Annotated in this window: 12 protein-coding genes and 1 tRNA gene; 9 read left to right on the forward strand and 4 right to left on the reverse strand. The window is 64.5% G+C overall.

The genetic code is table 11. The features are described from left to right. Positions 1-21: 21 nt before the first annotated feature. The 8 genes from AWB70_RS29230 to yacG all read left to right on the forward strand — a co-directional run bounded on the left by AWB70_RS29230 (position 22) and on the right by yacG (position 6,787). Positions 22-98, forward strand: a tRNA-Pro gene (locus tag AWB70_RS29230). Between the two features lie 143 nt (positions 99-241). After that, a complete protein-coding gene (locus tag AWB70_RS29235) occupies positions 242-1,531 on the forward strand; it encodes an HlyC/CorC family transporter (protein ID WP_014192317.1) in 1,290 nt (429 codons plus the stop codon). 74 nt (positions 1,532-1,605) lie between these two features. Next, on the forward strand, positions 1,606-2,823 hold the full coding sequence (locus tag AWB70_RS29240) for a GspE/PulE family protein (protein ID WP_053568800.1): 1,218 nt from the start codon (positions 1,606-1,608) through the stop codon (positions 2,821-2,823). Continuing rightward, positions 2,820-4,028, forward strand: coding sequence for a type II secretion system F family protein (locus AWB70_RS29245; protein ID WP_053568801.1), 1,209 nt, complete (start codon positions 2,820-2,822; stop codon positions 4,026-4,028). The genes AWB70_RS29240 and AWB70_RS29245 overlap by 4 nt, the downstream gene beginning before the upstream one ends. 31 nt (positions 4,029-4,059) lie before the next feature. Then, positions 4,060-4,980: a prepilin peptidase gene (locus AWB70_RS29250; protein WP_053568802.1), complete on the forward strand. Its 921-nt coding sequence runs from the start codon at positions 4,060-4,062 to the stop codon at positions 4,978-4,980. A 13-nt stretch (positions 4,981-4,993) separates the two neighbouring features. Further along, complete coding sequence (gene coaE / locus AWB70_RS29255) at positions 4,994-5,599, forward strand: dephospho-CoA kinase (RefSeq protein WP_053568803.1); 606 nt, start codon at positions 4,994-4,996, stop codon at positions 5,597-5,599. A 168-nt stretch (positions 5,600-5,767) separates the two neighbouring features. Further along, positions 5,768-6,523 carry a cell division protein ZapD gene (zapD, locus tag AWB70_RS29260; protein ID WP_045452205.1) on the forward strand — a complete coding sequence of 252 codons (756 nt, stop codon included), beginning with the start codon at positions 5,768-5,770 and terminating at the stop codon, positions 6,521-6,523. 72 nt (positions 6,524-6,595) lie between these two features. Further along, complete coding sequence (yacG, locus tag AWB70_RS29265) at positions 6,596-6,787, forward strand: DNA gyrase inhibitor YacG (protein ID WP_014192323.1); 192 nt, start codon at positions 6,596-6,598, stop codon at positions 6,785-6,787. A 10-nt stretch (positions 6,788-6,797) separates the two neighbouring features. Here yacG and AWB70_RS29270 read toward each other — a convergent pair whose 3' ends face one another. From AWB70_RS29270 to secA, 4 genes are all read right to left on the reverse strand, one after another. Beyond that, a complete protein-coding gene (locus AWB70_RS29270) occupies positions 6,798-7,229 on the reverse strand; it encodes an NUDIX domain-containing protein (protein WP_045451083.1) in 432 nt (143 codons plus the stop codon). Further along, positions 7,226-8,089, reverse strand: coding sequence for an ATP-binding protein (locus AWB70_RS29275; RefSeq protein WP_014192325.1), 864 nt, complete (start codon positions 8,087-8,089; stop codon positions 7,226-7,228). Before AWB70_RS29275 ends, AWB70_RS29270 begins: the two co-directional genes overlap by 4 nt. Positions 8,090-8,112: 23 nt before the next feature. Further along, positions 8,113-9,354: a bifunctional glutamate N-acetyltransferase/amino-acid acetyltransferase ArgJ gene (argJ, locus tag AWB70_RS29280; protein WP_053568804.1), complete on the reverse strand. Its 1,242-nt coding sequence runs from the start codon at positions 9,352-9,354 to the stop codon at positions 8,113-8,115. A 158-nt stretch (positions 9,355-9,512) separates the two neighbouring features. Then, a complete protein-coding gene (secA, locus tag AWB70_RS29285) occupies positions 9,513-12,326 on the reverse strand; it encodes a preprotein translocase subunit SecA (protein ID WP_014192327.1) in 2,814 nt (937 codons plus the stop codon). A gap of 287 nt (positions 12,327-12,613) precedes the next feature. Here secA and AWB70_RS29290 point away from each other — a divergent pair, with 287 nt between their 5' ends. Continuing rightward, positions 12,614-13,099, forward strand: a complete 486-nt coding sequence (locus tag AWB70_RS29290) for a DciA family protein (RefSeq protein ID WP_053568825.1) — start codon at positions 12,614-12,616, stop codon at positions 13,097-13,099. The last annotated feature ends 2 nt before the right edge of the window (positions 13,100-13,101 follow it).

Here is a 13,101-nt window from a genome sequence, read left to right on the forward strand (position 1 = left end):
CGAGTACAAGTTGGTCGAATTCGGGGTGTAGCTTAGCCTGGTAGAGCGCTACGTTCGGGACGTAGAGGCCGGAGGTTCGAATCCTCTCACCCCGACCAGAATTGCAAAAACCCGCATGGTCCGCCATGCGGGTTTTTTATTTTTGCGCACGAAAGCGCGTCCGCTGGCCGAAAGGCCTAGGGCAAGCGCCGCGCCCCGTCTGCTATATTGCCTCCCATCTCCGCCCCTATCCGACCATCGCGTGGACACCCTTCCCTTATGGGCGCAAATTTGCGCCATCTTTCTGCTGCTTTTCCTTTCCGGCTTCTTCTCGATCTCCGAAACGTCGATGATGGCGCTCAATCGCCATCGGCTGAAATATCTGGCTAGCCAGGGATCGCTGCGCGCCCGCACCACGCAAGGACTGCTCGCGAAGACCGACCAGCTTCTTTCCGTGATCCTGATCGGCAACAACCTGATCAACACGATCATCCCGGTGCTCACCACGTCGATCGCGCTGCGCACGTTCGGCCATAACAATCTGGTCCTGTCGATCACCACGGGCGTCATCGCGTTTCTGATCATCGTGTTCGCGGAAATCGCGCCGAAGATCGTCGGCGCGACGTATCCGGAGAAAGTCGCGCTGCCCGCGAGTCTCGTGCTCGCGCCGCTCATGCGCATCGGGCGGCCGCTCATCTGGTTCGTCAATCTGTTCGCCAATGCGATTCTGGCGGCGCTGCACATCAACACCCGAACCAAGAGCGATCAGCGCCTCTCGCCCGAAGAACTGCGCACCATCGTGCTGGAAACCGGCAGCTTCATGCCGACCAAGCACCGCAGCATCCTGCTCAATCTGTTCGATCTGGAGAACATCACCGTCGATGACGTGATGATTCCGCGCCGCCGCATCGAAGCGCTCGATTTCGACGCGCCTTTCGAACAAATCCTGCATCAGCTCGAAACCTGCTATCACAACAAGCTGGTGGTGTTTCAGGGCGACATCGACCGCGTGCTCGGCGTCCTGCACGTGCGCAAGACGCTTTCCGCGCTGCATAACCAGGAACTGGAGCGCGACACGCTGCGCGAGTTGCTCGCGGAACCGTATTTCGTGCCGGCCGGGACGCCCGTCTTCCAGCAATTGCAGTTCTTCCAGGAAAGCGGCCACCGCATCGCGATCGTGGTCGACGAGTACGGCGAGCTGCAGGGGCTCGTCACGCCGGAAGACATCATCGAAGAACTGATCGGCGAATTCACGACGACGATTCCGCGCGGCGCGGGCTCGCGCGGCGGCTGGGACGAGAACGGCGAGTGCATCGTCGCGGGCAGCATGCCTCTGCGCGAACTCAACCGCTGGCTGCATCTGACGTTGCCGACGGACGGACCGAAAACGCTCAACGGCCTGATTCTCGAAACGCTCGAAGACATTCCGGACGGAGATATTTCGATGCGCATCGCCAACGTGACCTTCGAAGTCATGCGCAGCGACGACCAGGCGATTCGCACGGTGAAGATCTTTCATCCGGACGGACCGCCGAAACGCGCGCTGCGTTAGCCATTCGGACGACTGGGCGAAGGCCTTCGCGGACGGGATGATCGGATCATCTCGACCCCGACCGCACGACGCCCATGATCTCCCCTTCCCGCGACGCCTTCGATACTTTCACGCGCCCCGCTCGCCCGCCCGGCGCCGCGGCGGAAGCCGTGTCCGATCACGATACGCCCGCCGTCTCGCTGCTCGCCGAAACGCTGCGCGAAGCCGCGGAGCGCGGCGCCTCCGACATTCACGTCGAACCGGCCGAACACGACTGGCGCATCCGGCTGCGCGTCGATGGCGCATTGCATGTGCTCAGGCGCCCGCCGCCGCACTTGCGCGACGCGTTCGTCACGCGCATCAAGGTGCTGTCGCGCATGGATATCGCGGAGCGGCGCGTGCCGCAAGACGGCCGGCTGCGTCTGAGTCTGCCGGGTGGGCGCACCGGCGACTATCGCGTGAATTCGTTGCCGACACTCTTCGGCGAAAAGCTCGTCCTGCGCCGGCTCGACACGCTGCCGCCAGACCTGTCGCTCGGCGCGCTCGGCCTCGATGACGCGCAAAGCCGCACGGTCGAATCGGCGATTCGCGCGCCGCACGGTCTGGTGCTCGTGACAGGTCCGACCGGCAGCGGCAAGACCCTGTCGCTCTACTGCTTCCTGCAAATGCTCAACGCCGAAGCGCGCAACGTGTGCTCGGTCGAAGATCCGGTCGAAATCCAGCTTGCGGGCATCAATCAGGTGAGCGTGCGTGAAAAGGCCGGGCTGACGTTCGCCGTGGCGCTGCGCGCGTTCATGCGCCAGGACCCGGACGTCATCATGGTCGGCGAGATCCGCGACGCCCAAACCGCCGACGTCGCGGTGAAGGCCGCGCAGACCGGACACCTCGTGCTTTCGACCCTGCACACGAACGATGCGCCCGCCGCGATCGCACGTCTCATCGACATCGGCGTGGCGCCGTATAACCTCGCCTCCGCGCTGCGGCTGGTCACGGCGCAGCGACTCGTGCGCAAGCTGTGCGAAGTTTGCCGCGCGCCCTCCGCGCTGCCGCTCGCCGACGGCTTTCATCCGTTCGAGCCACGCGGCTGTCCGGCGTGTCACGGCATTGGGTATCGCGGACGTGTCGGCGTGCATCAGGTGATGCCGGTTTCGGATGACATACGCGAGCTGATCGTGTCGCGCGCGGCGACTCATGCAATCGCGCGCACGGCGCAGACACAAGGCATGCCCGCGTTGCGCGACGCGGCCTTTGCACGCGTGCGCGAGGGCGTGACGAGCGTCGCTGAAGCTGCGGAAGCGACGGAGATCGAATGATGCGCGAGGTTTCGTCGGAGACTCGCTTTGCGTGGCGCGGCATGGACGCCGAAGGCCGGGAGAAACGCGGAAAGATCATCGCCGCCGATGCGCCCGCGGCACGCGCGACGCTACGGCGTGAAGGCGTCATCGTGGTCGCGCTCGAGACGCTCGGCATCGCGCCGCCGCCCAAGACGAAGGCTGCCGAAGTCACGCTTTTCACGCGCCAGCTCGCGGGATTGCTGCACGCGGGACTGCCGCTCGCGGGCGCGCTCGAACTGCTTTCGGGCAGCGCAACGGGCGGCGGACTGCCGCGCGTCGTCGGCACCGTAGGCCGCGATATCACGCGCGGCGTGCCCTTCTCGGCGGCGCTTGCGCAACATCCTGCGGCGTTCGGCGCGCTCTACTGCCAGCTAGTCTCGGTCGGAGAAACGGCGGGCGCGTTGCCGGCCGTGCTCACCCGTCTAGCGGACGATCGCGAGCGCGCCGCCTCGCAGCGCGCCCGGCTACGCGCGGCCCTCACCTATCCGGTCATGGTGCTGCTGCTGTCGCTCGCGATCACGGCGGGTTTGCTGATCGGCGTCGTGCCGACCTTCAAGACCATCTTCGACGGTTTCGGCGCGGCGCTACCCGCGCCGACGCGTTTCGTGCTCGCGCTTTCGGATGGCGTCGGCAGCGTCGGCGTGCCGCTGGTCATCGCGTGCTCGGCCGTGGGTGTCGTCCTGCTGCGCTGGATGAAGCGCTCTCCCGACGCACGCGAATCCGCCGATCGCGCCGCGCTGCGCCTGCCGCTCGCGGGCAAACTGCTGCGCTCGCTCGCCGTCGCCCGATGGAGCCGTGCGCTCGGCACCCTGCTCGCTGCCGGCACGCCGCTCGCCGACGCCTTCGACTCGCTCGCGCAGGCCACGGGAAACCGCGTATTCGACCGCGCGACCGTGGAGATCGCCGCGCGCCTGCGCAGCGGCGAGCGCCTCGCCGCCGCGATGCGTGCCGCCGGATGCTTCCCGCAAGACGTGGTGCAGCCGATCGCGGTCGCGGAGGAATCGGGCTCGCTCGATTCGATGCTGCTCGATCTCGCCACGCTCGCCGACCGGCAAGTGGACGAGCGCATCGGCGGCTTCGCGAGCCTGTGCGAGCCGGTCGTCATCACGATGCTGGGCGCACTCGTGGGCGGACTCGTCATCGCGATGTATCTTCCTATCATTCAGCTCGGCAACGTGGTGTAGCATCGCGGGCCAGAGCCATCGTTCGTTCATCATGCAGCCTTCGTTTGATCCATCCGCCGCGCACTTCGCGAGCCGCTACGTGTCGGCGTTCGCGGCGCTTCCCTTCGCCATGCAATATGGCTTCGCCGTGGTGTTCGGTCTCGTGATCGGCAGTTTTCTCACGGTCGTCGTGCATCGTCTGCCCGTGCTGCTCGAACGCGCCTGGCGCGCCGAAGTCGAAGCGGCGATGCCGGACGCGGCCGATCTGCCCAAACCCGCCGCCGACCCGTACCCCGAGCGCTTCAATCTCGCCGTGCCCCGCAGCGCATGTCCGCATTGCAAGCACGTGCTGCGCGCGTGGGAGAACATTCCCGTCATCAGCTATCTCGCGCTGCGCGGCCGCTGCTCGACATGCGGTGCACGCGTGAGCCCGCGCTATCCGCTGATCGAACTGGCGACCGGCGCGCTTGCGGCGCTCTCGCTCTATGCATTCGGCCCGTCCTGGCCCGCTGTTGCGGCGTTCGGCCTGTGCGCGACCCTGCTCGCGGCAGGGCTCATCGACTACGACACGCGCTATCTTCCGGATGTGCTGACGCTGCCGCTCTTGTGGGCCGGGCTCATCGTCAATTTCGGCGAGGGCGGCTTCGCGACGCTGCACGATGCGGTCACGGGCGCGATCGCGGGCTATCTGTTCCTGTGGTGCGTCTACTGGCTTTTCAAACTCGTGCGCGGCGTGGAAGGCATGGGATACGGCGACTTCAAGCTGCTCGCCGCAATCGGCGCGTGGCTCGGCTGGGCGTCGCTCGCGCAAGTCCTCCTGATCGCGGCGGTCGCGGGCGCGGCGTTCGGCATCGTCGCCACATGGAAGAAGCGCATGCGTTTCGAAGAGCCCTTGCCTTTCGGGCCGTTTCTCGCGGCGGGCGGCGCCATCACGCTTTTCGTCGGCACGCCGCTTTACGCATTGTTCGGATGAAGGAGCGCGACGGATGTTCAGCATTGGTCTCACCGGCGGAATCGGCAGCGGCAAGAGCACGGTCGCGGATCTTTTCGCGACGCGCGGCGTCACGCTCGTCGACACCGATCTGATCGCGCATCGGATCACGGCGACGGGCGGCGTCGCGATGCCGCTCATCGCGAGCGAGTTCGGCGACGATTTCATCGCCGCGGACGGTTCGCTCGACCGCGCGAAGATGCGCGCGCTCGTCTTCGCCGACGACACCGCGAAAGCGCGTCTCGAAGCCATCGTGCATCCGCTGATTCGCGCCGAAACGGAGCGTCAGCGCAATGCGGCGCCGGGGCCGTATCACATCGTCGTCGTGCCGCTGCTCGTCGAATCGGGCGAATGGGCGGCGCGGGTGTCGCGCGTGCTGGTCGTGGATTGTCCGGTCGAGACACAGATCACGCGCGTCATGCGGCGCAACGCCTTCACACGCGAACAGGTGCTCGCGATCGTCGCAAAACAGGCAACGCGCGAAGCCCGCCTCGCCGCGGCGGACGACATCGTCGTCAACGACGAAAGCGCCACGCTCGACGCGCTCGCGCAGCAAGTCGACACGTTGCACGCGCGCTATCTGTCTTTGGCGACCGCCTGAGAAAACGCGTCGGCCTGAGTTGGCGAAATGCCAGAAAAGTTCCCAGTTCGGCACCGAAACACGCGGTTTGTCGCACAAACAGGCCCCGATTTGCTAGGGTGAGGATGCGGCATTAGAATGTGCTCACTTCCGCTCATGGAAGCAACCGACCCACGCCGAGGCGAGCGCTTGATCCTTTACGAGTATCCCTTCAACGAGCGTATCCGGACGCTGCTGCGGCTCGAAGATCTGTTCGAGCGCTTCACGTTCTTTCTGACTCAGGAAGACGCGCGAGAACATCACGTCGCGCTCACGACGCTCTTCGAGATCGCCGAAGTCGCAGGCCGCACGGATCTCAAGGCCGATCTCATGAAGGAACTGGAGCGGCAGCGGCAAACGCTCGCGCCATTCCGCGGCAATCCGGGGATCGAGCAGGAAGCGCTGGAAGCCGTGCTGGGCGAAATCGAGCAGACGCTCGCCGGACTCACCGACATGCACGGCAAGACCGGCCAGCATCTCGCCGACAACGAATGGCTCGCGAGTATCCGCAGCCGCACGATCATTCCCGGCGGCACCTGCAAGTTCGATTTGCCGTCGTACTACGCGTGGCAGCAGTTGCCGGTGGAAGAACGCCGGCAGGACATCGCGCAATGGGTCACGCCGATGCTCGCACTGCGCGACGCGGCCACCATCGTGCTGCGTCTCGCGCGCGAATCGGGTCAGGCATCGAAAGTCATGGCGATGCAGGGCAGCTATCAGCAGATGTTGTCCGGCCGCACCTATCAGTTGATGCAGGTGCGCGTTTCGCCGGACACGCGCGTGATTCCCGAGGCCAGCGCGAACAAGTACATGCTGTGGGTACGTTTCACGGTGCAGGACGGCGACCTGAAACCGCGCGCCGTCGATGTCGACGTGCCCTTTCATCTGACGCTTTGCAGCCTTTGAACCGGGAACGGTTTGGCCTCATATGGTCAAATACCGTCCGTTAGTCCGTTCCAGGCTCGATTCGCAACTGTCATGATCACTGTCGTCAAATGCCCGACCTGCAGCAAGGAAGTCCGCTGGGTCCCTGAAAACCGTTTTCGGCCGTTCTGCTCGGAACGCTGCAAGCAGATCGATCTCGGCGCGTGGGCGGCCGAAAAGTACAAGATATCGGGAAATTCGCAGGAAACGCCGCCGGACGACGACTCGCACGGCGGCCTGAACTAAGCGCGAATCTTCATTCGCGCTCTTCCTCTTCGAGCCATTCGAGAATCGGAAGGGCGGCGGGCAGCAGGGGCGCGACTTCCACCGGAAGTGTCTGCCATGCGATCGCCTGACCTTCGCGCCCGCGCGGCGTGCCCTTCCAGTCCGTCACCTTGCAGAAGAACAGACGCACGTAGGCGTGCGGATAGTCGTGTTCGAGCGTGCGCCAGAGCTGGCACGCGGTGACGTCGATGCCCAGTTCCTCATGCAGTTCGCGTCCGAGCGCCGCCTCGACGCTTTCGCCCGCTTCCAGCTTGCCGCCGGGAAATTCCCAGTAACCTTCGTACGGTTTGCCTTCGGGCCGCTGCGCGAGCAGATAGCGTCCGTCGTGCTGCACCATCACGCCGACGGCCACTTCCGTCACCTTGCGACCATCGGGTGCGATGTCGCTCGTCGAATCGGTCATTGCTTGCGTCCCGACCAGTCGCGCGCGAATTGCCACGCGACGCGGCCCGAGCGCGATCCGCGTTCGAGCGCCCAGACGAGCGCATCGCCGCGCGCGCTTTCGATTTCCGTGGCATCGCAGCCGAAATGCTTCAGCCAGTGGCCGACGATCGACAGATAGTCGTCCTGCTTGAACGGATAGAAGCTGACCCACAGCCCGAAGCGCTCGGAGAGCGAAATCTTCTCCTCGACCACTTCGCCGGGGTGAATTTCGCCATCGGACGTATGCTTGTACGTCTCGTTGTCGCTCATGTATTCGGGCAGCAAATGGCGGCGGTTCGACGTTGCGTAGATCAGCACATTGTCCGATTGCGCCGTAACGGACCCGTCGAGCGCGACCTTCAGCGCCTTGTAGCCCGACTCGCCTTCCTCGAAGGAAAGATCGTCGCAGAACACGATGAAGCGCTCGGGCCGCGCCGAAATCAAATCGACGATATCGCCGAGATCGTGCAGATCGTCCTTATCGACTTCGATCAGGCGCAGGCCGTCCTTCGACCACGCGTTCAGGCACGCCTTGATGAGCGAGGACTTGCCGGTGCCGCGCGCGCCCGTCAGCAAGACGTTGTTCGCGGGCAGCTTCTTCACGAATTGCATCGTGTTCTGCTGGATCAGGCCTTTTTGTCGATCGATGTTCTGAAGGTCATCGAGCGAGATGTTCGAAATGGCCGCGACGGGTTGCAGAAAACCGCGCCCCTGACGCTTGCGCCAGCGGAATGCCACCGCGGATTGCCAGTCGATATCGGGCGTCGCCGGCGGCAACATCCCTTCGATACGCGCCAGCACCGCCTCGGCGCGCGTGAGAAATTGTTCGAGTTTGTCCATTGTCTCTTCGGTGCGCGCCCGCGTTACGAACGGTAGTCGGCGTTGATGCTCACGTAATCGTGCGAAAAATCGCACGTCCAGACGGTCGCCGTCGCGTTGCCTCGTCCGAGCACGACGCGGATCAGAATCTCGCTCTTCTTCATCACGCGCTGGCCGTCCTCTTCCTTGTAGGCCGGATTGCGGCCGCCCGCTTTCGCGACGAGCACGTCATCGAGATACAGATCGATCTTGCCGACGTCGAGATCCGTCACGCCCGCGTAGCCGATGGCCGCGAGAATGCGGCCCAGGTTCGGGTCCGACGCGTAAAACGCGGTCTTCACGAGCGGCGAATGGCCGATTGCGTACGCAATCTGGCGGCACTCCGCCGCGTCCTTACCGCCTTCGATCGTCACCGTCATGAACTTGGTCGCGCCCTCGCCATCGCGCACGATGAGTTGTGCGAGTTCCTGCGCGACTTCCGTCACGGCATCGCGCAATGCGGCGTAGGCGGGCGAATCCGTCGACGTGATCGCCGGCAGGCTCGATTTGCCCGATGCGATCAGGATGAAGGAATCGTTCGTCGACGTATCGCCGTCGATCGTGATGCAGTTGAACGAGCGATCGGCGACGTGCTTCACGAGCTGATCGAGCACCGGTTGCGCGACGTTCGCGTCGAAGGCGAGGAAGCCGAGCATCGTCGCCATGTTCGGCTTGATCATGCCCGCGCCCTTGCTGATGCCCGACAGCGTGACCACATGCCCGTCGATCGTGACCTGGCGCGATGACGCCTTCGGCAGCGTGTCCGTCGTCATGATGGCTTGCGCCGCGTCGAACCAGTGCGCGGCCTTCTGATTCGCGAGCGCGGCGGGCAAACCGGCCTTCAGGCGGTCGATCGGCAGCGGTTCGAGGATCACGCCGGTCGAGAACGGCAGAATCTGTTGCGCATCGACGCCCGCGAGACGCGCGAGCTCCGCGCAGGTTTCGCGCGCGTGCGCCATGCCCGGCTCGCCCGTGCCCGCATTCGCGTTGCCGGTATTGACGACCAGCGCGCGAATGCCCTTGCCTCCTTCGCTCACGGCGGCGAGATGCTCGCGGCAGACCGTCACCGGCGCGGCGCAGAAGCGGTTTTGCGTGAACACGCCCGCGACGCTCGCGCCTTCGTCGACCCGAATGACGAGCACGTCCTTGCGATTGGGCTTGCGAATGTTCGCCTCGGCCCAGCCTAGCGTGACGCCGGCGACGGGATGAAGCGCTGCGGGATCGATCGAGGGGAAATTGACGGCCATGTTCGCGTCTCGCTGATGGTGGCGAGTGCCGGCAAGAACCACCGGCACGCTATGAAAGACTGACGCCGCTTCGCGGAACGAAGCCGGCGCCGTGAAGGATGGGTCCTGCAAAGACAAACGACGCATCGCTGCGTCGCTCGGTTCTGGTCAGCAGCCGATTACGCCAGCTTGCCGTGACAGTTTTTGTACTTCTTGCCGCTGCCGCACGGGCAGGGATCGTTGCGGCCGACCTTCGGCACTTCGTCGGAAGGGCGCGTCGCCACGCTGATGTCGTCGCCGGAGGCCATCGCCTGGCTGACCATCTGCGCGGTGGCGCTCGCCGCAGCCGCCGCCGGGGTCGGGTCCGCCGCCGGTGCGTTGAAGTCCGCGTGCGTGAACGACACGTTCTCCAAGTGGCTGCCCTTCTCTTCGTACTGCTCGGCGGCCTCTTCGAGTTGCTCGGGCGACTGGATCTGCACGTTCATCACGACGCGCGTGACTTCCTGCTTCACGGCATCGAGCATGGCGGCGAACAGTTCGAACGCCTCGCGCTTGTATTCCTGCTTCGGATTCTTCTGCGCGTAACCACGCAGATGGATGCCCTGACGCAGATGATCGAGCGCGGCGAGATGCTCGCGCCAGCGGCTGTCGAGCGTCTGCAGCATGATCGAGCGCTCGAACGCGCTGAACGATTCGCGGCCCACCATTGCGACCTTCGCCTCGTAGGCTTCGTCGGCGGCGGCGAGCACGGCTTCGCAGATTTCCTCTGCGTCGATCGAGTTCGACTCGTTGATCATTTCCTGCACGGCGAGATCGAGCGACCAGTCGTTGCGCAGCACTTCTTCAAGTTCCGGCGCTTCCCACTGCTCTTCGATGCTGCCCGCCGGCACGAAGGTGCGCACCACGTCGCCGATCACGCTCTGGCGCATCGCCGCGATGGTTTCCTGCACGTCGTTCGCTTCGAGCAGTTCGTTGCGCTGCTGGTAGATCACCTTGCGCTGATCGTTCGAGACGTCGTCGTATTCGAGCAGTTGCTTGCGGATGTCGAAGTTGCGCGCTTCCACCTTGCGCTGCGCGCCTTCGATCGAGCGCGTGACCATGCCCGCCTCGATCGGCTCGCCTTCCGGCATCTTCAGGCGATCCATGATGGAGCGCACGCGGTCGCCCGCGAAGATGCGCAGCAAAGGATCGTCGAGCGACAGATAGAAACGCGACGAGCCCGGATCGCCCTGCCGGCCCGCGCGGCCGCGCAGCTGATTGTCGATACGGCGCGACTCGTGACGCTCGGTGCCGATGATATGCAGACCGCCCGCCGCCTTCACGTGATCGTGCAGTGCCTGCCATTCGTCGTGCAGCTTCTGGATGCGCGTGGCCTTTTCGTTCTCGGGAATCGACAGATCCGCTTCGATGAACGACGCCTGCTTCTCGACATTGCCGCCAAGCACGATGTCGGTGCCGCGGCCGGCCATGTTGGTCGCGATCGTGACGACGCCCGGACGGCCCGCTTCGGCGACGATCGCCGCTTCGCGCGCGTGCTGCTTTGCGTTGAGCACTTCATGCTTCACGCCCTGCTGGCCCAGCAGGCTGGAGAGCAGCTCGGACGCTTCGATCGACGTCGTGCCGACGAGCGTCGGCTGGCCACGTTCGACGCAATCGCGGATGTCGCGAATCACCGCGTCGTAACGCTCTTTCGAGGTCTTGTAGATCTGATCCTGCTTGTCGACGCGCTTCGGCGGACGGTTAGTCGGAATCACGACCGTTTCGAGGCCGTAGATTTCCTGGAATTCGTAGGCTTCCGTGTCCGCCGTGCCGGTCATGCCGGACAGCTTGGCGTACATGCGGAAATAGTTCTGAAGCGTGATGGAGGCGAGCGTCTGGTTCTCGGCCTGAATCTGGACGTGCTCCTTCGCTTCCACGGCCTGATGCAGACCGTCCGACCAGCGGCGGCCCGTCATCATGCGGCCCGTGAATTCGTCGACGATCACGACTTCGCCGTTCTGCACCACGTAATGCTGATCGCGCAGGAAGAGCGTATGCGCGCGCAACGCGGCATAGATGTGGTGCATCAGCGTGATGTTCTGCGGCGCATAGAGGCTTTCGCCCTCGCCGATCAAACCCCACTCGGCGAGCAGGCGCTCGGCCTTTTCGTGCCCCGATTCGGTCAGGAACACCTGGCGCGCTTTTTCATCGAGCGTGTAGTCGCCCGGCTTCTCGACGCCGGTGCCGTCCGCTTTTTCCTCGCCGATCTGCTGTTCGAGCAGCGGCGGCAGTGCGTTCATGCGCACGTAGAGGTCGGTGTGATCTTCCGCCTGACCGGAGATGATGAGCGGCGTGCGCGCCTCGTCGATGAGGATCGAGTCCACTTCGTCGACGATCGCGAAATTGAGCGGCCGCTGCACGCGCGAGTTGGTCTCGTAGACCATGTTGTCGCGCAGATAGTCGAAGCCGAACTCGTTGTTCGTGCCGTAGGTGATGTCCGCCGCGTACGCTTCCTGTTTCTGGCCGTGCTCCATCTGCGAGAGGTTCACGCCGCACGACAGGCCGAGGAAGTTGTAGAGGCGCGCCATCCATTCGGCGTCGCGCTGGGCGAGGTAGTCGTTCACCGTGACGACATGCACGCCGCGGCCGGACAGCGCGTTGAGATACGCCGCGAGCGTCGCAACGAGCGTCTTGCCCTCGCCGGTGCGCATTTCGGCGATCTTGCCGTAGTGCAGGACCATGCCGCCGATGAGCTGAACGTCGAAGTGGCGCATCTTCAGGATGCGCTTGCTCGCCTCGCGGCAAACCGCGAAAGCCTCCGGCAGGATCACGTCGAGCGATTCGCCGCCCGCGACGCGCTGGCGGAACTCGTCGGTCTTGGCGCGCAGCTGGTCGTCCGAATACTTCTCGACGGTCGGCTCGAGGGCATTGATCGCCGCAACGGTCTTTTGATACTGCTTGACCAGCCGCTGATTGCGGCTGCCAAAAATCTTCTGAAGGAAACCGGTCGTCATCGGATCAGTGTCTGCGTCGCGGCTTCGGACGGGCGGCAGCGCCAGGCTGCGTCCGGCCTCGGAGAACCTCGGCGACTTAAGTCCATAGGGTGAAATCGAATCGGGAATTTTAGCACGCGAGTTTGTCAGACCTTGTGTCGGCGTGCCCGCCCGGGCGTCAGCGCGGCGCGACAGTCAACGGGTTGAAAGCTTGGCTGGAAGCAGCCTCCGGAAAGACCGCCGGCCACCGGACAATGACCCGCCTCGCGTACAATCAAACGTTCCATCGGGCGTTCGCCTCAACCAAAATGAGCCGCTTTTCTACAAATTCAAGGTCACGCTTCGATCCGCGCCGGCCGCAGGCCGTCTCCGACGTGCTCGATCGCACGGATGCCTTTCTCGCGCTGCGTGCGGGCGTCGAGCAGGTGGCGGCGCTGCAGCGAGACCTGAGCGCGCTGTTGCCGGATTATCTGGCGTCGAACGTGGAGCCGGGTTTCATCAAAGATGGCGTGCTCGCGCTTTTTGCCGCTCACAATGCGCTCGCGGCGCGATTGCGGCATCTGGAGCCGCGCCTGCTCGCCGATCTCCAGCAGCGCGGCTGGGCCGTCGATGCGCTGAGAATCCGCGTGCGCCCGCAGCCGATGAAAGAAGCCGCCCCGCCGAAGCAGGCGCGGATGTCGCCCGCCGGCGCCTCGGCGCTTCAGGAACTGGCCGAAACACTCGAACCTTCGCCGCTGCAGGAAGCGCTCGCGCGCATGGCCGCGCGTCATCAGGCGGGGAAAGACAAGAAGTGACA

Source organism: Caballeronia cordobensis (assembly GCF_001544575.2).
GTDB lineage: Bacteria > Pseudomonadota > Gammaproteobacteria > Burkholderiales > Burkholderiaceae > Caballeronia > Caballeronia cordobensis.